This is a genomic window from Phaeodactylibacter xiamenensis (assembly GCF_000759025.1).
Lineage (GTDB): Bacteria > Bacteroidota > Bacteroidia > Chitinophagales > Saprospiraceae > Phaeodactylibacter > Phaeodactylibacter xiamenensis.
The window spans coordinates 140221-160414 of sequence record NZ_JPOS01000084.1 but is presented as its reverse complement, the minus strand read 5'-3'; the positions used below and the strand labels follow the sequence as shown (position 1 = coordinate 160414).

Genomic DNA, 20194 nt, shown 5'->3' with positions numbered 1-20194 from the left:
ATAGCTGAATATCAGAAAAAACGTTTTTTCCTATTCCGGGAATCAGGAAAAGGAGATATTTCCGGAAAAAAGCATGAGCACCGAGTCCACCCGCCCCGAATGGCTTCAGGAAGCCGAGCAGCACCTCATCCGCTACTGTGAAAATTTCAGTGATGTCCTGATCACCAAAGCATCGGGAGCCTACCTGTATACCGATGATGGGCGTCAGATATTGGATTTTACTTCCGGGCAAATGTGTGCCATCTTTGGCCACAGCCATCCTCGCATCGTGGAGGCCTTGCAGCGGGGCACACAGTCTTCCATTCACTTGCTGAGCGCGATGTTGTCGCCTTCCGTCATTGAGCTGTCCCGGCGTTTAGCGGAATTGCTGCCGCCTGAGCTTTCCCGGGCTATGTTCCTCTCCACCGGGGGCGAATCCAATGAAATGGCCATTCGTATGGCGAAGCTGGCAACGGGCGGCTTTGAGGTGATTGGGTTCACGGGTTCCTGGCATGGCATGACAGCAGGTGCACAGTCCCATACCTACTCCCTCACGCGCCGGTCTTATGGCCCGGTTATGCCCGGCAGTTACGCTATTCCTGCGCCGAACAGTTACCGGTGCCCCGTGAAGCACTGCTCCGGGCAATGCGACAACACCTGTCTCGATGTAGGCATGGACCTTGTCGACCGGCAGTCCGTTGGGGCTTATGCGGCGGTGATTGTGGAGCCGGTGCTGAGTGCGGCGGGCATCATCGAACTGACTCCGGAATACCTGAAAGCCCTGAAAGCGCATTGTGATGCCCGTGGCCTGCTGCTCATTTTTGATGAGGCTCAAACCGGAGTTGGCCGGCTGGGCGATAACTTTGGCTTTGAGCAAAGTGGGGTAGTGCCCGATTTCCTTACGCTCTCCAAAACGCTCGGTGGAGGGCTGCCGCTTTCTGCCGTGGTTACCAGCGACACGCTGGAGCAGGATTGCTACGATAAAGGCTTCATCAGTGTTACTTCCCATGTATCTGATCCATTACCTGCTGAAGTGGGCGTGACGGTGCTGTCCATTCTGGTGGAAGAAAAGATGCAGGAACGCGCTCAGAAAATGGGGGATCATCTCAAAAGAGGGCTTGAAGAGTTGCAGGAGCGCTACGAATGTATAGGGGATGTCAGAGGCAGGGGGCTGTTGCTGGGGATGGAAATAGTGAAAGACCGGGCATCTAAAACGCCAGACCCCGAGCTGGGCAGTAAAATTGCAGAGCAATGCCTGAAAAACGGGCTGAGTATGAACATCGTCCGCATCAAAGGCTACGGCGGAGTATTCCGTATCGCTCCTCCGTTGACCATTACGCAGGCGGAGCTTGATCAGGGGATTAGAATTCTGGATCAATCCATTCGTGAAGTTTTGAGCATTTGAGTCAGGGGAAGAAAGTTTCTGACGTTTGAGCAGTGCTGGAACAGGTTTTTTGTGTTATATTGCCATTGTAAAATGTACATCTCCTAAAATCTACCAGAATGACAAACGAGCAAATCTTTACTGTCCTTGCTGAGCACCAACTTTTCGAAGGTATTTCAAGGGAAGACCTGCAATGCCTGGCCCGCTCGGCAAGGCTACGGTCGTATCACAAGAATAGCCTGGTATTTGACCAGTCAGACCAGAAAATGCGGCATTTTTTCCTGATCATGGAAGGCCGTTTTGAGCTGCACCTTCAGAATTATCACAACAAGATCATGCACCCTGGCGAAGTCTTTGGTGAAGTGGCATTTTTTAGCAACGAGCACCGGACAGGCAGCGTGGTTGCACTGGACAAATCCAGACTGCTGGCCTTTCCCCGTTCTGTTTTCTTTGAACAGGAGGAGCTGTCAGCAGAAGCCAAAGTCAATATATTGCGCCGTCTGACGAATCAGATCATCAAATACCTTTCTCACAACCTGCAGCGTTCGTCAGCTGTACTGGTTAGCCGGGGCGAAAATGTTAAAGTAGAGTTCAAAGCTTCCTACAATCGTAGCCCCGGGGCAAAGGCGGTTATACTCAGAACGGTAGCGGCAATGCTCAACTCTGAGGGCGGCAGTATACTGCTGGGCATTAAGAATGATGGAGAAGTACTCGGGCTTAACGGCTTGGATACGGAGTCGCTGGACCAGGCCGTGACGAGCCTTATTAACCATATTTTGGACAAGCTGGGCAAAGAGCATTGTGACCTTATTGACGTATATGGTGATGAAATCAATGGAAAAACAATCCTCCGTATCGACTGCACGCCAAGCAAGGTACCTGTATTTACGCCCGTAGCCTTACCCCAACCTGCGGCCAACGGCAAACCGAAATCAAAAAAGCAAAAGGGCAAAAAGAAGCAGCCTAAAGTACCTATCCAATATGAATATATTTTTTTCCGGCGCACCGGCCCGTCCAATACCACGCTGAAAAACCGCGATCTCGTGCCTTACCTCAAAAAGCGGTTCTTTCTACCCGAAGAAGCAACTGTTACTATCTGATAAGGAAAACAGCGGATAAAAAAAAGGGAAGCCGCAATGGCTTCCCGAAATATTGAATCGATATTTTGTCGATTCCCCCTTGCTTTTTGTTTTGTGTTGTGTTGGGACAATTTGGTTGCACACTGTTTAGTAGTGCTCTAATAACTGTTATTACAAATTTAGGGCACAACGGCATAGAGTGCGTTAACATATGTTGCAATCTTGTTCATTTATGTTGCATTGCGGTCTTTTTTGCTGGAAATCAGGCTTTTCCAGAGGCTTCGCTGGGAGAGTAGCCATATCTTTCCTTAAATTTTGTAGCAAAGTACTGAGGGCTGCCAAAGCCAACTCTATGGCTGACTTCTCCAATGGAGAGGCCGGGTTGGCGAAGCAGCTCCAGGGCTTTTTTAAGCCGGTAGTTGCGCAGGAACTCTGATGCAGTCTGACCAGTCAGCGCTTTTAGCTTGCGGTGCAACTGAGACCGGCTGAGCAGTAACACGTTGCTCAGCTGCTCAACAGAAAACTGCTCATCGGCAAGGTGGTCGTCCATTGCGGCGTAAGCTTTTTGCAGGAACTGATGTTCAATGTCTGGAATATCGGGGGCAGATACCTTTTCATTTTCTCCTGTAAAGTATAGCTGAAGCCGGGCGCGCTGCTCCAGCAAATTGTGGATTTGAGCCATCAGCTCCTCCGCATAAAATGGCTTGGACAAATAGGCATCTGCCCCCGTTTTGAGCCCGGTCAGCCGGCTCTTAAGCGCGGACTTGGCCGTTAGCATTATTATAGGAATGTGACTGGTGCGAATGTCCGCTTTCAGCTGAGCCGTCATTGCATAACCATCCAATCGTGGCATCATCACATCGCTGATAATGATATCCGGCTGAGTGGAAGTGGCCATCTGCAAACCTTCGACTCCATCCTGTGCAGTCGTCAGTTCAAAGTCTTCTCCAAGAATACTGCACAAAAAGTCGCGGAGGTCTTTATTGTCTTCTACTATCAGAATCGTAGTGCCCTGTTGCAGGGCGGCAGGAGTGGATTGTTGGTGCGTTTCACCGGTTGCCCTGTCTCCTCCGGTAGCCTTATCGCCGTCAAGAATGGAGTGCAATGGAAATAGAAGGGTGAATCTTGACCCTTTACCGGGTTCGCTGTCCATGTGGATACTGCCGCCAAGCTTTTGCGCCAGCTCATTGCAAAGAGCCAGCCCAATGCCCGTCCCGCCGACAGACCTTGTGGAAGAGTCATCAACCTGGTAAAAACGGTCGAATATCCGCTCGTGGTGCTCCGGGGCAATGCCGGGCCCGGTATCCTTCACGCTGATTTCAACTTTTTGGCGGTCGGGCATACCGGTTGCTGAGAGAGTGATCTCACCGCCCTGCGGTGTGAATTTTAAAGCATTTGACAGCAGGTTATGAACAATTTTACTGACTTTCTCCGAATCAATCTCCACCCACTTAAGGTGTGGCCGTCCGGTGATTTCCAGCTCAAGTTGAATAGCTTTATCCTGAGCCGCGCCTTCATAGTCCTTTAATATGGAGGTAAGCAACTGATTCAGGTCTGCCTGCTGCAGCTTTACGGAGATCAGTCCTTCCTCGAGCCGGTTGATATCTAAAAGCTGGTTCACCAGTTGGAGCATGCGCTCACTGTTGCTGATGATGAGCTCTGCCCATTTTTGGCCATTCTTATTTTTCAGCTGTGCCTCAAGCCGTCTTGCCGGTTCTAAAATCAGCGTGAGCGGAGTTCGGAATTCATGGGTGATATTGGAAAAAAAGTTGGACTTCATCCGGTCCAATGCGGCAAGACGCTCGGCTTCGCGCTGCTCATAAGCCAGCTGTGTCTTCAGGCGGTCCCGGTTGACCTGGAAGCGGTAGGCAGCATAAAATAATGTAAAAAACAACCCCAGGTACAAGAGGTAAGCCCAGTTGGTAGCCCACCAGGGAGGGCTAATGGTGATTTTCAATATTGCTGGTTCTGTGCTCCAGATATCCTCATTGTTGGCACCCCACACCTGAAAAGTATACTGCCCGGGCGCAAGGTTGGCATAGGCTACCTCCCGCCGTGTCCCCGCATCAACGGGGGCATCATCCAGCCCGGCCATCTGATAGCGGTACCGGTTGTTTTGCGATGCGGCGTAATCCAGAGCTGCGAACTGGAAAAAGAGCTGGTCCTGATGGTGCCTGAGCTGGATATGACCGATGAGCTCAATAGGTTTGAGGGCATTATCTTCCCCAATGGCCTTCCGCCAGGGTATGTTATTAATGTTTAGCCCGGTAAGGTAAACTTTGGGTGGCAGACTGCTCAGCTTGACCTCTTTGGGGTGGAACACATGTACGCCATTGACTCCCCCGATAAGGAAACGCCCGTCTCTTGCCCGATGGTAGGAGGAAGTGTTGAACTCATTGCTTTGAAGCCCATCGGCAGAGGTGTAGTTCTTAAAAGTACCCAGCTCAGGATGGTACCTGGACAGCCCGCGGTTGGTGGTAATCCAAAGATGGCCTTCCTCATCCGGGAGCAGGCCATAGGTTACATTATTGGGCAGCCCATCTTGTGTCGTAATCGCTTTGAAGGTCCCGGTATGTGTGTCCAATTGGTTTAACCCGCCACCCTTTGTGCCAATCCAGAGTTTGTTGGTTTCTCCGGGGCGGCTGCAAATACTTAGCACATAGTTTTCACTAATACTCTGTGGGTTGTTGTGGTCGAAATCGTAAACCCGGTGGTCAAAGCTGTCTGTTGATGTGCGCTGCAAACGCAGCAGTCCATACTGTGTGCCCGCCCAGGCTACATCCGATTCATCTGCGTAGTAAAAGGCAGTGATGGCGGCGTTTTCCTGTCGTTCGTCAAACCAGTCTGACATGGAGTAGTAATGAAAAGTTTCCGTGTCAGGCTGGAAAATGACGAGCTGTCCGTCCATGCTGGAGAACCAAATATTGCCTTCACGGTCTATGAGCAGGGGCGAATCGGGGTTGGGCTTGCAGGTGTAGGGATAGGATTGGACTTCACCAGTTCGTTCATTAATTTTTATCAGCGCAGTTTGTTTTTCAATAATCGGGTAATGAAACCAGAAAATATCAGGCTCCGGGTTAATGACCCAGGTGGCTTTCTCTATCCAGGAAGGGAAACCGGGGGGCAACTTATACATGCCATTTTCAGGGTTCAGAACCTTCAATGAAACAGCTACCCAAACCCAGCACCTGCCTTTTAGGTCAGTATAGAGTTGCCGGGTACTGGTGCCGGGCATCAAATGGTTGAACCGGGCATTGGAGGGGTTGTACTTCCGGATGCCATAGCCATTGGTGCCCAGCCATACGACCCCTGAACGGTCAACGTATACAGTGGGCGTGAAATAAGAAGCCTTAGTAGTGAAAAGGATTTCAAGTTGGTGCCCGGGTTCCCGCTGAGGGTGAATTTTATACAATCCTGCTGATACCCCCCATGCCGTACCTGATTGGTCAATAGTGACATCCGGCAGGAAGCCCCGGAGTTGTTCAGGAAGTGGGATATCCCAGCTCTTGCCTTCATGGTAAATTTTGATTTCCTGATTAGTGGGTAAAATCAGATACCCATCTTTGGTCATTTCCATGCTTCGGAAACCGAAGGGGGTTTCAATGTTAAAGGCATTAACTTCGTCAGACATCTCTTCCCATTCCCGATAGTTGGTCCGGTCCAACCGGAAAAGCCGGTTGCTGATGGCAAAATAGAGCGTATCAGATACGGGCGACAGGCAGGTGGCTACACTGTTGAGGTTAGGGTTTTGGACAGGCTCGATGGGATAGCTTTTGATTCTGCTGCTGAGTTGGGCACTTTCCAATCCTTCCCAAAGCGCTTCGCCTTCAGGGACAACGAGCCGGCACAAGCCCCGGCCAGTGCCTATCCAGAAAATACTATCATTCTCCTGTTCGACACTGAATATACGATTGGAATTTAGCCCAACAGCTGGCACCTCGTCATAGCCCAGTTTGTAAAAACGCTCTTGTGTGCGGTCAAAAATATTAAGCCCGTTGTTGTGCGTGCCAACCCATATCCTTCCATAGGAGTCTTCAAATAAAAAATTTACAACATGCCCGGAAAGCGAAAAGGAATCTGAGGGGAAATGGCTGTACAACTTAAAATCATAACCATCATAGCGGTTGAGCCCATCTTTTGTGGCAAACCACATAAAGCCAAGGCTGTCCTGAATGATATCGTGTATCATACCCTGCGTCAGCCCATCCTCGATGGTCAGCTCATCGAGCTTGACGGTCTGTGCATATTTGGTTGTCAGGCCTGCCAGCAACAGGAATATCGTAACAGTGAGGCTTTTCATTAAATTAAAAGTAACGATTTAGTACGAAGATACCTGCCTGTTGGATAACCTTCTACATATCTTTGACAAAGATTCACGGAGGTTGCGCACAAAATGATACGCAAACGGGCAAGAATTCGGATTAACAGCTCGTTAACAAAACTTCAATGCTGATTAACGGGAGCTTCTGTAGCATTCCCTACCTTTGTAGCTGTTCAAAAAAAGGGAATTGGCCGGGAGAACTATTTATAAAACCCATTGTTCCCACTTTTAACTTAAATCCAAAACTAAAGTAAAATGTTGAAGCAAATCAAAGTTCTGATGTTCGCCCTGTTGGCGGTAGGTTTTGTAGCAAGCTGTAACAACAGCGAGAGTGCAGCTCAGGAAGAAGCTCGCGAGGACCTGTCTGCTAACACTGTACAGCCTGCTGATCAGGCTGCCGCTCAGCCTGCTGCCGCTCAGCCTGCTGCTCCTGCTGGCCCGACAACAACTATGACCTTTGAAGAAACAGAGTTCGATTTCGGTACAGTTAACGAAGGCGAGAAAGTTTCTCACACGTATACTTTTACCAACACCGGCGACGAGCCGTTGATCCTCAGCAATGCTAAAGGCAGCTGTGGTTGTACTGTTCCAAGCTGGCCACGGGAGCCAATCGCTCCGGGTGCTACCGGCGAAATCACCGTTGAGTTCAACTCTAAGAATAAGAAAGGTAAGCGTAACCAGAAGGTGACGATTACTGCAAATACCAACCCACCACAGAGCTTCATCTACCTCAAGGGTGACGTAACGCCTGCGGCTGGTGATGCTACTCCTGCAGTAACACAGTAAGCCCAAAAGACTTTCAATAGTCAAATAAATAAAGAGGCCCGCAAATCCGTATGGTTTTGCGGGCTTTCGTATTTTTGCGGCATGAAGAACTACCTCTCGCTGGTCAAATTCAGCCATACTATCTTTGCCCTGCCATTCGCTTTGCTTGGTTTCTTTCTGGCTACCCTCGAGTCTGGAGGTGGGCTTAGCTTCAGGCTGTTTATCCTTGTGGTACTTTGCATGGTTTTTGCCCGTAGTGCGGCTATGGCTTTCAACCGCTATCTCGACCGGGATATCGATGAGCAAAACCCCCGCACCGCCACCCGGGAAATTCCAGCTGGTGTGATCTCCCCCAAAGCTGCTCTGTCTTTTGTCTTCATCAACAGCTTGCTTTTCATCGCAACGACTTGGTTTATTAACCTCCTGTGTTTCCTGCTTTCACCGGTAGCCCTGCTGGTCATTTTAGGCTACAGTTACACCAAGCGGTTTACCTTCCTTTGCCATTTTGTGCTTGGGCTGGGGCTCTCACTCGCCCCGATCGGGGCTTACCTCTCGGTCATGGGGCAGTTCGATCTGATCCCGGTGCTGTATTCGGGGGCTGTCTTACTATGGGTGTCCGGCTTTGATATCATTTATGCCTTGCAGGACGATGACTTCGACCGCTCCCTGTCTCTAAACTCTGTGCCGGTGAAAATGGGGCGCCCGGGGGCACTTCGCCTTTCGAATTTCCTGCATGCCGGAAGCGCCTTTTTTATACTCGCCGCGGCCTGGCAACTACAGTCCGCTTACCCGGAATTTCAGTGGCTGCATTGGCTGGCTGCTGCCATTTTTCTCGGATTGCTTTTCTACCAGCATACTCTGGTACGCCCGGATGACCTCAGCAAGGTTAATATTGCCTTCTTTACCACCAACGGCATTGCCAGCCTTCTATTCGGTGTATTGGTTATCATGGACATATACCTGTAGTATTTATTCCTGCCGCCGCTCTCCCGGGTTCACATGCCTTGCTTTGATGCGGGCACCCTCTTTCCGGGCAGTTTGACTGTCCTTAAGCCCCCAGAGCTGATCGCTGGCATAGCGCATGGCTTTTTTTAGGTCCACAATCGGATTGGGATAGTCCTTCCCCAGCTCAAAACCAATAAACTGTAGCTCAAGTGGGGGGATTTCCCATGGCGCATGAATGTAATCATCGGGCAGCCTGGCCAGCTCTGGTACCCACTGCCGGATAAAGTCTCCGTGGGGATCATGTTTCCGGGAGTTAAATACCGGATTATAAACCCGGATGGTATGAATGCCCGTCGTGCTGGCCTGCATCTGGAATTGAGGGTAGTGGATGCCCGGCTCAAAGTCCAGGAATTGCCTGGCCAGATGATGCGCTCCTGCCTGCCAGGGCTGCCACAGCGTGTGCGTAAGGAAGGAAACCAGCATGGCCCGCATCCGGAAGTTGATATAGCCGGTGGCGTTCACACAGCGCATTGCGGCATCTACCAGTGGGAAGCCTGTCTGCCCGGTCTTCCAGGCTTCTACCAATGCTTCATCTGTTTCGGTGCGCAGGTGGTTAAAGGCGGGGTTGAAATTTTCAAACTCTATTCGGCACTCGCTTTCAAATTTCTGTATAAAATGGTCGCGCCAGCGCAGGCGGGACAGGAAGTTGTTGAGGTCGCGCTTATCCGTCACCAAATGCCGATGCTGCCAGCTGTACTGATATGCTTGCCGCAGACTGATGTTGCCCCACGCCAGATAGGGGGAAATCCGGCTGCAGGACCGGCGGCTGGCCAATGGCTTGGAAATCATACGGGAGTAGCCGTTGATCCTTTCACCTTTAAAAAAACTACGCAGATACCGCCACGCATTGCGCTCGCCACCGGGCTGAAAAGTGGCGTCAGGCTCCTGGTACGCTTTGGGGAGGGGCGGACCAGCGAGCATCTTTTGTAAAGCTTCCGGAAGCTCAATCAAACGGAGCTTATCGGCCGGAAAGGAAGGTACCGGAGACTCAATGTAGTCATACCACTGTTCCCGCCACCCCTCCCGGTTGGGGCGCCCTCTTTGCACACCTGAAAATGGAACCTCCTGCCAGTTGATACCCAGTTCTTTGAACCATTTGGCACAGGCAATATCCCGGTCAAAAGTAGCTTTTACACCGATTTCCTCATGACTGTAAATGTTACGAACCTGATAATAGGTGCACAAATCCTGGAACAACGGTAGTACTTCCCGGTGCGCGATAAGCAGAGTGCCGGGCAAGCGGGATGCCATACACTGCAGAGACTGCCAGACGAAGCGCCAGTGCCGGTCGCTGTAGTCGGCATGCCGCAGCAAACCGGGCTCAAAACAATAGAGTAATAACAAGGGCCGCCCACCTTTTGCAGCTGCTTCCAAAGGCGGATGATCGTGAAGGCGCAAGTCGCGCTTCAGCCAGACAATGTCTATTTCGGGTCTTTCGAAATTCACAGTGATTTAACAGCATTGCCCCGGTTTTGTTATCGTAAAGCAGGATGGAGTAGAGCCGGGTTTTCAAGTGTTTTTCGGTATGGGAAATTTTTTACAACCTACAGACAAAGCTACAAGTATTTGAAAAAGAGTGATTTAGGGTGTTTTTGGGCTAAAATTTTTTACATTTCAAATAAAAGTTCAGTAAAAAAGTCCGTTGGCGGGAACCCTCACCTTTTATTTTAATGTTAGGATGGTTGTTAATCCAATATTAATTCTGTTTTATTTTTCAAAGACCATACACTGTGTGGTCTGGGGAATTTGTATTTTAGTCAAAAATCCATCCTATTCATGAAATGGCGAAAACTTAACGGCGAAAGAATTGAGTTGCCCATTAAAGAAGCTGTAGAGAAAACGATTCTTCGGGAAAAAGCTGCCGGGCACCGCCTGAAGGTCTGCATTGGTTCCGATTCTCAGGTGCGGGGTACGCACATTGAGTTTGCGAGCGTCATCGTTTTTCTGCGCGAAAAGAAAGGCGGCTTTATGTTCATTCACAATACGCGGGAGCGGGCCGGTATGGGGCTGCGCGAGCGGATGATCACTGAGGTAGCCAAGTCGGTAGAAGTGGCCTACAGCCTTTGTGACTTGCTGGACAAGCACAACGTAGAACTGGAAGTCCATGCCGACATAAATACCGACCCGGAGTTCCAGTCCAATGTAGCACTCAAGGAGGCGATGGGCTACATCCTGAGCATGGGCTTTGTGTTCAAAGCAAAACCTAATGCTTTTGCCAGTTCTTCCTGCGCCGACAAAGTCGTATAATCTAACCCGGGTTACTCGCCCGGGTTATTTTTTCGGGGGTCATCAAAGGGTACAGCCTTTAATTTAGGTTCAGGTACCGGTTGGGTTTGGCGCTCAAATGCCATTTGCCAATGATGCCTGTTGCATAGCCAGCCTATTTGAATAACTCCGCCATCGTGTATTCGGTACTATCGATGCCCTGAAGACTATTGGGGAAAAACACCCGGGTAACGCCGGAACGCACCTGATAGCGGCCCGTCAGCCGGGCCGTACGGGAAGGAGAACAGACCGGAGATGTCACATAGAAATTGGTGAATTTTATGCCTTCTGCCGCCATCTGATCCAGGTGAGGCGTGTGAATGGAGTCCGCGCCGTAGCAGCTAAGGTCGCCGTAGCCGAGGTCATCGGCGTAGATGAAGATGACATTTGGAGGAGTAGAACCCGGATTTTGGGCTTGTCCGGGGATAAACCACCATAAGGAGTCAGAAAGAAAAGGGTCCTTTTAATTTTCATGGTAGTTCATTTTATAGTTCTCCAAGGCAGGATTTGTGCAAAGTTGACGCAGGTATTTTTTTCGCTCGCAAGGCGAAAAACGCAGGCATCCGTACGGACGGCGAGGCTTTTCAACGCAGCGAGCGGAAAAAAGAGCAAGTCAAAATGCATTAATCTCGCCTTGGAGAACTATATAAAGCACAAACTGCGCCGCCCGTTTTTTGTAGGGCCGTTCTTGATGGTTTGCGATGGTCTACGGTTTCGGGCAGAAAACAAACAGTACTCCGGAGCATAGATCAGGATATTAGTCCCGAAATGATGTAAACATATTCTTAGTCTAAAGAAAGGAAGGTTTCCACAACTACCTGTAATGATCAGTCCGTTAAACAACCAATATTTTATATCTTTCCTGCAAAAACCAGCACCTATGACGCCGTTTATCGCAGAATTCATTGGTACTTTTTTGCTCATTTTACTGGGCAATGGCGTGGTCGCCAACGTTGTGCTCCAGGACACGAAAGGGCATAGCGGGGGATGGATTGTCATCACGGTGGGCTGGGCAATGGCGGTCTTTGTGGGCGTCCTGGTGGCGCAGGATTACAGCGGTGCGCACATCAATCCGGCGGTGACCGTTGCTTTGGCAGTTGGTGGTAAGTTTGCCTGGTCGAAGGTTGGGGGCTATGTGCTGGCGCAGGTACTTGGGGCTGCTGCGGGTGCAAGTTGTGTGTGGCTGACTTATATTCAGCATTACCGCACTACAAAGGACCCCGTACTCAAGCTGGCCACGTTTAGCACCATACCGCAAATCCGCCATAACGGTGCGAACCTTTTTTCAGAAATCATCGGCACATTTGTGCTTCTGATTGCCGTATTTTTTCTCACCGGGCCCAACATTCCGGTAGGTGACCCAAGCCGTCCGGTTGGACTAGGTTCTCTGGGGGCATTGCCCGTTAGCCTTGTGGTTTTAGCCATTGGCCTCAGCCTGGGGGGCACCACCGGCTATGCCATCAACCCGGCGCGTGACTTAGGGCCACGTATCGCACATGCGCTCCTGCCCATACAGGACAAAGGCAGCAGCAACTGGAATTATGCGTGGATACCTATCGTGGGGCCGCTGGCCGGCGGTGCTTTTGCGGCCTTGCTGTACGGGTTATTGCAGGTATAGATATATTGAATGACAAAACCCCAGATAATGAAAACAAGATTGCTATTGATTGCTTTCCTGGCCTTTGGAAGCACTACTTTATCGAATGCCCAGAAGGATTCAGCAGCGGCATCCCGCCCGTTTTACGATTATTTTTACTTAGAGGGGAATGTTGGCTTTTTCTCGGTAGATTTAATCAACTATGTGTATATGTCTAAGTATCGGTTTGAAAATTACGCCTCATCATTACCTCGGGGCAGAATTTACTGGCTTTGGAGCCAGAGGTTCAATACAAAGTGGATCCGCTTTAGGCGGTTGGGGGCTGCTCTGTGTGGGCTGTCAATATGCACAAAGCAGTTCCTTTAATGGCTACATTAGCGATTTTCCAGCGCCGGGCAAGCCAAGGTTTCTAAGGTGGGAAGGTCCGGTACGGTCGATAGCGCTTACATTTGGTTTCATGTTGCAAAGTCCTCCCGATTAAGTAAAGAAACCATTATAAAGGTCAACAATAACTGATAGGCAATGCTATTTTTTGAACCCTCTATAAGTAAGAACCATGAAAACAAAGCGGCTAATGATAGGTGCTGCTATTTTGGCCACGTCCCTGAATTTTCTTCATGCCCAAAGCGATGAAAAAAGCGAGCGAAGGCCCTTTACAGAGCGTATTTATGGAGAACTCAGTTTTGGGTGGCTCAGAGTTGAAATGACGAACTGGATGGGAAATCTAGCGGTAGGCTACAGAATAACGCCACATATTTATCTTGGAGTGGAGCGGGTTCCCGGGTTTTCGTCTCAGAATATTGGTCGTTCCCATGGTGTAGGTGATGGTTGGGGGATACAATCTCAACTGCGCCTGGGTAAATGGTATGCATTTGGAGGCAAAGGGTACTTAGGTAGTGCAGGTATTGGTACTGATGGTCCTGAACTAAATTTTACTTACGAACTGCCTTCCTCATTTTCTTATTTTCGCTATGGCATGAAGTATTGCTTTAATCAGTGGTTTAGTCTGGGCTTCCAGTATGCGCAGAGCGACTATTTTGATGGTTATGCCTGTAGACGACCCACCACATAGTGGAGGAGATATTCGTCCCTGGAGCTACCGGATAGAGTGCCTTACCATTAATTTAGGGGTGATGGTTCAGAAGGTGCCTAAAAAGAAGCATAAGAATTAAAAAGCGTGGTTTTTGCTAATCTTGTGCTTTAACCGTCACATCATAAGGGCCGTATGTACCCACACTTTCCTTTGGCCAAAAGCAATGAAACCAGGCGTCAAGCCGGTATTGCCCGGGCTGAAGCGGGACATCATCAAAATGAAAATGCCGGGTGATACTGTCCCGAATAGTTACATCCCGTTGCTCCGTCCCCACTTTAAGGTTAAGGCTTCCATGCCCGGGCAGGCCTTCATGGAAGAACAGCTCAAAGTCGTAGCTTCCGGCCTCCGGTACCTCCACCGTCCAATACCCATGAGCCTCCGGGCTGCTCCACTGTTTGGTGGCGGGGCCTTTCCAGTCGTTTCGGTTGAGGCGTACGGGGTAGCCCTCAGGAGTATGTAAGGCTACAGGGTGATCTCTGAGCAGGGCGGGAGCTACTTTCATTTCTGCCTGCCAGTCCAGGAAGCGTTCGGACAGTTGCTGAACGACCTCGGGATATTGCTCACTTAGATCCTTGGTTTCGAAAGGGTCTGTTCGCAGATCAAACAGCTCAAAATCATCCGGCGCCTTTTCAAACCTGTACTTACCCACTAACTTAAAGGAATCTGTCCGTACGGCCATATTATGAAATCCCCTCGGATAACCCCGCTGCCACTGGAAAAACAGGGTGCGACCCCCGGCTACAGTTGCCACCTCGCCGGTAAGGGCGGGCAGAAAACTCCGGCCATCCAAAGTCGCTTCTGGCGTAGTGCCCGTGAGTTCAGCCAGGGTGGGGAGGGCGTCTATATGGGCGGCAATACCCGGTACGTCACGTGGATTACCGAATTTCTTTGGAAAGTGCCAGAAGGAAGGCACCCGTATGCCCCCTTCGTACACCGATCCCTTGCGCCCGTAAAAGCCAGATTTGTAGCGGATTTGCTGTGGCCCGTTGTCCGTCAGGAAAATGAGGAGGGTGTTGTCGGCTACACCGGCACTCTTTAGCGCTTGTTGTAGCCGGCCTACATTTTCATCGATATTGGACACCATGGCATAGACCTTGCGGGCCGCTTCAATATCCTTCGGCTTCATCCGCTCAAACTCATTGGACCCCTGAATGGCGAAGGTGTCGAAAGGATAGGGCATGTCCCGGTAGCGTTCGTAGGCTTCCTCCGGCACTTCCAGCGGCGTATGGGGCGCATTGAACGCCAGATAAAGAAAAAAAGGCTGATCGCCCCCGGTTTGGAGAAAGTCAATCGCCGCATCCGTAAAAACATCGGAGCAGTAGCCTTCCCCCTGTACCACTTTCCCGTTATGCTCCAGCAGGGGGTCAAAGTAGCTCTGCCCTTTCCGGCTGAAGTTTTCGTAGCGGTCACCGGGTTGCTCCAGCCCTCCGGCAGCATGCACCAGGGCCTCATCAAATCCCTGATCGTTGGGCCGGTAGGGATAGTTGTCTCCGAGGTGCCATTTTCCAAAAACACCGGTGCGGTACCCGGCCGTTTTGAGTAGTTCGGCGATGGTTTGCTCCTCTGCTGCCATCGTTGCGCCCCCGGCGTAGGTATCATAAACTCCGGTACGTAGCCCATATCGCCCGGTCATAAGGCTGGCCCGGGTAGGGGCACAGACTGGCGAGACGTAGAACTCAGTCAGTCGTACACTGTGCCGGGCCAGGCTATCAAGCACCGGTGTGTGAATCAATGGGTTGCCGTGATAGTCCAGGTCACCATGCCCCTGATCATCGGTGAGGATGAGGATGATATTGGGCCGTTCGGGCGTGCCTGCTTTCGGTTCAGGGCGAAGGGTAAAGCCGGCCAAAAGCAAGGCGGGCACAACGAAAAAGATCAGATACTTCATACAGGTTTATTTTTCAAAGCGCAGCCAGCGGCCACTGTAGCATTCCAGTTCTATCGGTGCTCCTAATTTAAGGGATTCGCCGGTAATGGCATCGGTAGCGTTCCGGTACTTGTAGTCGAAGTCCAGTTCGACCTGTTTCGCTTCTCCATCGTTGAGGAGGAAATAATGGTCTGCTTCCGGCGATGCCATACGGTAGACAATTGCGCCTTCACACCGGTAGAATGGCTGGTAATCAGCAAGGGTATGCCTGATTAGCCGCTCTTCTGCTGCCGCTTGGCCCGGCTTAAAGCAATCCATGGAGGCTTGGAATCCGAGAATGACTGCGGTGCCTTTGCCCAGCTTGTTTTCGGTGATAGCCGGGTCGCCGGAATGATAGCGCTCCACCACCTCAGCGGAAGTCGGCGTCATATCTAGGGTAAAGCCGTGCAGAGGTTGTCCTTCCAGCCGGTAGTCCATATTGATACCAGCGTATTGATAATCATTTATGGTTACGCCAAACAGCTTTTCAAAGGGGGTGCCTTTGTCTGAGTAGAGCAGGGCACCATTCTCATCATACCAGGCAGAGGGCATGTCTATGACTACCCGCCCTCCGTTTTCCACATATTCGGTAAGGATACCGATGATTTCCGGGTCAATAGCGATGACAAACGGCAGATAGATGACCCGGTAGCGCCCGGCCAGCCCTTTGCGGAGGTCTGAGGGGGTTACATATTCGTAAGGCACATTATGGTTGATGAGTGCCCGGCTTACTCCGGTGCGGGCATCAATCGGGAGTTGCTTAAAGATATCTCTGCCCTGTATGGACATCGCTGCCCAGTAAGCTTCGTTTTCCCAGTCGGTGTACACTCCAACAAAAGGCTCCTTGTGGCCCTGCCAGACTTCATCACGGTACTTTTGAGCGGCTTTGCCTATGGCACCAGCGCGGATGGCCTTTTCGGTTACTTTATTGTGGCGGTCAAGCAGAGCGTATTCCCCGGCTTCCCATCCAGCGGTGCGCATGCTCCATGACCATAGCCCAAACCCCTTGTAGCCAGCTGCCAGATAGGTGAGCATGAGCTGTGTGATGATACCTTCGTCCACGGTAAAGCCATTGCCACCTTTGCCGCCACTGAACTGCTGCGGGCCACCGGTAGACTCCCAGGTAGCCGACCAGCCGCCTTTGAAGTAATCGTTGGTGAGGGCGGCTTGCATGTAAACGGGGCGGGTGATCTCATGCTGTACCTCATCGAAATGCCAGGCCAGGTGGATGGAAGGGTACAAAGAGCCGTTGGGGGTCATCAGCTCCGCAATGCCTTCCATATCGACGCCCCGCCAGGAAAAGGGCAGAAACATGCCCATTTCGCCTCCGGCCCGGTAAGGAGGCACAGGATCGAACGCGTTGTGGCGGTCAATTTTATTTTCCTGCGTCCATTTCAGGCGCATATCGGCTTTGAAGCGGAAAATGTCGCGCAGGTGGCGGTACTCCTTATTCGGAATCTGTTCCCAACGCTCGTTGAAGTCGGCCCAGGATGTAAAGGGCCTCCCACCGGGCGCCAGCAGTACATGGTGCATATTGTAAGCGTAGTTGAGGCTGTCAATGCTGCCGTACTGCTTTCGGACCCAGTCCAGAAAGACCGGTTTGATTTCGTCGGGTAGCTTATGCCCTACGCCGCCAGTATTGGGATGGGGGATGGGGTCGGGCTCATGCTGTCCGGTAGCTTTGACCAGTTCCTGCCGCCGGAGAATACGTTTCCGGAGGACTTCCGTTTGATAAGCCTTCATCTTAGGGTGCTCCCGGGCTTCCTTAATGCTCATATTGGCAGGCAGCTCCGCAGCTTTCAGGACTTCCGGGGTAATCGGTGCCCAACCGGCTTCACCGTACCACCAGGGGCTGATACCTTCCTCCAGTGCAATCAGAGCGGCTTCCTCGAAAGTCATGCCATTGGGCGGGAACAGTTGCTTGGTGCTGGTAAAACCGAGCTCCTTCATAGTGCGGAAATGCCAGCGTAGCTCTTCCTCGCCCTCCCCGGGCCGGGGCAGATAAACCGCACCTACTGACATGGGGGCCAGTTCCTTGTAGTAGGCCTGTTTTTCTGAGTAATGGAGCTGATCATACCGCTCCGTCAGGTAGTCATGGCTGTCCTGTGCGAGTGCACTTCCGGGGAGAGCCAGAGTGCTCACCGAAATCAGCAGGAAAACAAGAAGGCGATGCTTCATTTTCGTATTTTTGAGAGAGGTACGCCGGATTTTGTATTTGTAACGAGCAGGTATACGGTGACAAAGACTCGTTTTGAGCCCCCTTGTTCAAAAAAATATGAGGCAGGCTTTTTTTCTCCTCTTTACGATGGTGGCTGGAACAGCACTGTATGGGCAGGCCTTTGGCGACCGGGGCTGGGCTTTTGATGCGGAACAGTATGATGCTCGTTTTCCAGATATGTGGCACTGGGCGCAGGCAGGGGTGCAATGCGGCATTCCTGGTCCGGATGATTTTTCGGTGGTAGACACATTAAGGCCGGGAGAGGATCTGCAGGATGCCATTGATAACGCTGCAGAGCAAGGGGGAGGCATCCTGCTGCTGCTGCCGGGGGTCTATCCAATTCATGAAACGCTCTACCTTAAAGACAGCATTATCCTAAGAGGGGCCAGCCGAAGTAAGGTGGTATTGAGCAATCAACTGCGAGGCCCGTTTTTTTCCAGTCCTTTTGATAATATCACGGGCATCCGCTTTCATAATATCCGTTGGGCGGGGCTTGAAGACCTGACGGTTAAGTATGAAGCTGTGGATTTTCAACCGGTGGATTATGATTATTTCGACTACCCCTGGCAGAAAAAGACGTTCCGAAATAACCCCGGGGAGGACTTTCAGTTGTACGTGACGCAGGTCACCTTTGACCATGCCCGGAATTCCTGGATACGGAATTGTCAAATTCTGGATTCAGGCACCGATCCGATTCTGGTTCTGGAATCGGAACATATCAGTATCACAAAAACCCGGGTGGACGGCGCCTACAACAAAGGAGGGCGTGGCAATGGCTACTTTAATATAGAGCAAAACAGTCGCTATGTACTTTTAGCGGAGGATACAGTCAGGGCTATCCGGCACCTGGCTATCCAAAGCGGCGCAAAGTATAATGTGCTCATTAGCAATTACCTTGAGGTGGACGTCAATTTCCACAACGGTGATGGTGGGCACAATCTGGTAGAGGGCAACATCATCCGCATACCCGAGTGGCATTCCTGGCATTGTTTCAGCCGGGGTGTCCCTAAGCATCATCGCCCGCCCGGCCCCGGGAATCTATTGCTCAACAATTATACGCAGTACAAAACCCGTATCCCTGGCAAGCGTGAAAAGATTACCGAATATGGTGATTCCATCATCTATACCACTGTTATTCCTGCAGATACGGTAGAAGCCTGGGGGCAGCCTCATGTGGTTCACGAATACGGGCCTTTAGACCTTGAGCAGATGAGCCACCGTCATCAGGTGTACGAGATGAATCCGTTTTGGGACGACCGAAAGTCGGTTTTGCCAGTTGAGGCAGCTCCGCCCCATGCGAAGACACTCTACCCTGTAGTCTACCGGGGGGCGGCTGCAAGGTGCTGGTAACTTTTAACCCGGCCAGTCTACTGCTTTATTCTCCCGCATGGCATCAATTGCCATTCGCACACACTTGGCGGTTGTAGCACCGGTCCTGACGTTGGAGACGGGCTCACGGTTGTCGCGTATGCATTCGTAGAATTCCTGGAACGCATAGTGGGTGCCGCCCCAGCCTTCCGTCTTGTGCTCAAAGCGGATGGCGTATTTATCCTCTTTGGCGCGGTTGAGGGTGGCGCCGGAGACGCCGTCGACCATGCCTTTTTCTTTCTTATTGAGGGGCTCGAAGTAGATCCAGCCTTCATCTATCCCCATTTCTATGGTGCCCTTGCTGCCCCTGAATATCATCTGATACCCTTCGTGTGCATTGGAAGTCAGGGAAATACAATTGACCTTCATGCCGTTCGGGTAGCTGAACATAGAATTGACGTTGTCAAACGTTTCCCGGCCGTCCTTCCAGTAGTTGATTCCGCCAAAACCAACGGCTTTTTCCGGGTGAGTGCCCAGCACCCAGTTGACAAAATCAATTTGGTGGGAATGCAGCTCAGCCGTCAGCCCGCCGGAATACTCGGTGTACATCCGCCAGTTGATCATGCGCTCGTATTTGGGTTTGGGCACCGGGCGCCGCCAGTCACCATTCCGGTTCCATTGAATGTAAACATTCGCGATATCGCCAATTTTGCCGCTGCGGATGAGGTCGGCCACCCGGAAGTAAAGGGGGTGATAGCGGTACTGGTGCCCTACAAGGAAAACCTTGCCATTAGCCTCTACCTGCTCCACGAGCCGGTCGGCTTCAGACATTTGGTAGGTCATGGTTTTTTCGCAGTAGACATGCTTGCCTGCCTGTGCAGCTGCCACAGCCATCTCATAATGCATAGACAGGGGCGTGGCAATCAGTACAGCGTCCACATTCGGGTCGTCCAGCAGCCTGCGGTAATCGGTATAAGCTTTAGCCTTTTGATCAGCATTTTCCATGGCGCTGTCCAGCCGGAAGGGCAGGATATCACAGCAGGCTACTGTTTTGAATTGCGGTATGCTGTTCAGTAGCCGGATAATCCCTCCGCCCCTTGCTCCGGTACCAATAACCCCGAGCTGTACGGTCTCGTTTTTGGAGAATGTGCCGGAGGCCATGCTTAGGGAGCCCAAGGTGAGCCCTGCTGTGGCCATGCTGCTTTTTCTGATGAAGTCTCGTCTATCCATTTGCTTCAAGTCTGTATCTTTGGTTACAATAGTAGGCATGGTTT

General features: G+C 51.2%; 15 protein-coding genes. 9 read left to right on the top strand and 6 right to left on the bottom strand.

Annotated elements, in window-relative coordinates; translation table 11 throughout:
* Window positions 1–73 precede the first annotated feature (73 nt).
* The gene (locus IX84_RS25330; RefSeq protein ID WP_044227633.1) at window positions 74–1384 is read left to right on the top strand and encodes an aspartate aminotransferase family protein; all 1311 of its coding nucleotides are present in this window, start codon (window positions 74–76) and stop codon (window positions 1382–1384) included.
* A 98-nt stretch (window positions 1385–1482) separates the two neighbouring features.
* A complete protein-coding gene (locus tag IX84_RS25325) occupies window positions 1483–2463 on the top strand; it encodes a cyclic nucleotide-binding domain-containing protein (protein WP_044227630.1) in 981 nt (326 codons plus the stop codon).
* A 241-nt stretch (window positions 2464–2704) separates the two neighbouring features.
* Here IX84_RS25325 and IX84_RS25320 read toward each other — a convergent pair whose 3' ends face one another.
* On the bottom strand, window positions 2705–6742 hold the full coding sequence (locus IX84_RS25320) for a hybrid sensor histidine kinase/response regulator transcription factor (RefSeq protein WP_044227626.1): 4038 nt from the start codon (window positions 6740–6742) through the stop codon (window positions 2705–2707).
* A 276-nt stretch (window positions 6743–7018) separates the two neighbouring features.
* On the opposite strand from IX84_RS25320, the gene IX84_RS25315 reads away from it, so the two are divergent.
* Both IX84_RS25315 and IX84_RS25310 read left to right on the top strand, forming a co-directional pair.
* Window positions 7019–7549, top strand: a complete 531-nt coding sequence (locus tag IX84_RS25315; protein ID WP_052516399.1) for a DUF1573 domain-containing protein — start codon at window positions 7019–7021, stop codon at window positions 7547–7549.
* Window positions 7550–7630: 81 nt separating this feature from the next.
* Window positions 7631–8494: a UbiA-like polyprenyltransferase gene (locus IX84_RS25310; protein WP_044227623.1), complete on the top strand. Its 864-nt coding sequence runs from the start codon at window positions 7631–7633 to the stop codon at window positions 8492–8494.
* A 3-nt stretch (window positions 8495–8497) separates the two neighbouring features.
* On the opposite strand, the gene IX84_RS25305 is transcribed toward IX84_RS25310, so the two are convergent.
* A complete protein-coding gene (locus IX84_RS25305) occupies window positions 8498–9979 on the bottom strand; it encodes a cryptochrome/deoxyribodipyrimidine photo-lyase family protein (RefSeq protein ID WP_202965295.1) in 1482 nt (493 codons plus the stop codon).
* A gap of 330 nt (window positions 9980–10309) precedes the next feature.
* Between IX84_RS25305 and IX84_RS25300 the strand changes: the two genes are divergently transcribed.
* Window positions 10310–10780, top strand: coding sequence for a ribonuclease H-like YkuK family protein (locus tag IX84_RS25300; protein ID WP_044227620.1), 471 nt, complete (start codon window positions 10310–10312; stop codon window positions 10778–10780).
* A 133-nt stretch (window positions 10781–10913) separates the two neighbouring features.
* Here the strand turns inward: IX84_RS25300 and IX84_RS32660 are convergent, their stop codons facing one another.
* On the bottom strand, window positions 10914–11180 hold the full coding sequence (locus IX84_RS32660; protein WP_262501671.1) for a sulfatase-like hydrolase/transferase: 267 nt from the start codon (window positions 11178–11180) through the stop codon (window positions 10914–10916).
* A 498-nt stretch (window positions 11181–11678) separates the two neighbouring features.
* Between IX84_RS32660 and IX84_RS25285 the strand changes: the two genes are divergently transcribed.
* The 3 genes from IX84_RS25285 to IX84_RS25275 all read left to right on the top strand — a co-directional run bounded on the left by IX84_RS25285 (window position 11679) and on the right by IX84_RS25275 (window position 13467).
* Window positions 11679–12416, top strand: a complete 738-nt coding sequence (locus tag IX84_RS25285; protein WP_044227609.1) for an MIP/aquaporin family protein — start codon at window positions 11679–11681, stop codon at window positions 12414–12416.
* 27 nt (window positions 12417–12443) lie between these two features.
* Window positions 12444–12761, top strand: coding sequence for a hypothetical protein (locus IX84_RS25280; protein WP_044227607.1), 318 nt, complete (start codon window positions 12444–12446; stop codon window positions 12759–12761).
* Between the two features lie 190 nt (window positions 12762–12951).
* Entirely contained in the window at window positions 12952–13467 is a 516-nt protein-coding gene (locus tag IX84_RS25275; protein ID WP_152605237.1) for a hypothetical protein, read from the top strand.
* 115 nt (window positions 13468–13582) lie between these two features.
* Here the strand turns inward: IX84_RS25275 and IX84_RS25270 are convergent, their stop codons facing one another.
* Window positions 13583–15376, bottom strand: coding sequence for an arylsulfatase (locus IX84_RS25270; protein WP_052516398.1), 1794 nt, complete (start codon window positions 15374–15376; stop codon window positions 13583–13585).
* A gap of 6 nt (window positions 15377–15382) precedes the next feature.
* On the bottom strand, window positions 15383–17572 hold the full coding sequence (locus tag IX84_RS25265; protein ID WP_044227603.1) for a beta-galactosidase trimerization domain-containing protein: 2190 nt from the start codon (window positions 17570–17572) through the stop codon (window positions 15383–15385).
* A 97-nt stretch (window positions 17573–17669) separates the two neighbouring features.
* Here IX84_RS25265 and IX84_RS25260 point away from each other — a divergent pair, with 97 nt between their 5' ends.
* Window positions 17670–18962, top strand: a complete 1293-nt coding sequence (locus IX84_RS25260; RefSeq protein WP_052516397.1) for a hypothetical protein — start codon at window positions 17670–17672, stop codon at window positions 18960–18962.
* A gap of 3 nt (window positions 18963–18965) precedes the next feature.
* On the opposite strand, the gene IX84_RS25255 is transcribed toward IX84_RS25260, so the two are convergent.
* On the bottom strand, window positions 18966–20189 hold the full coding sequence (locus IX84_RS25255) for a Gfo/Idh/MocA family protein (protein ID WP_202965294.1): 1224 nt from the start codon (window positions 20187–20189) through the stop codon (window positions 18966–18968).
* Window positions 20190–20194: the final 5 nt, after the last annotated feature.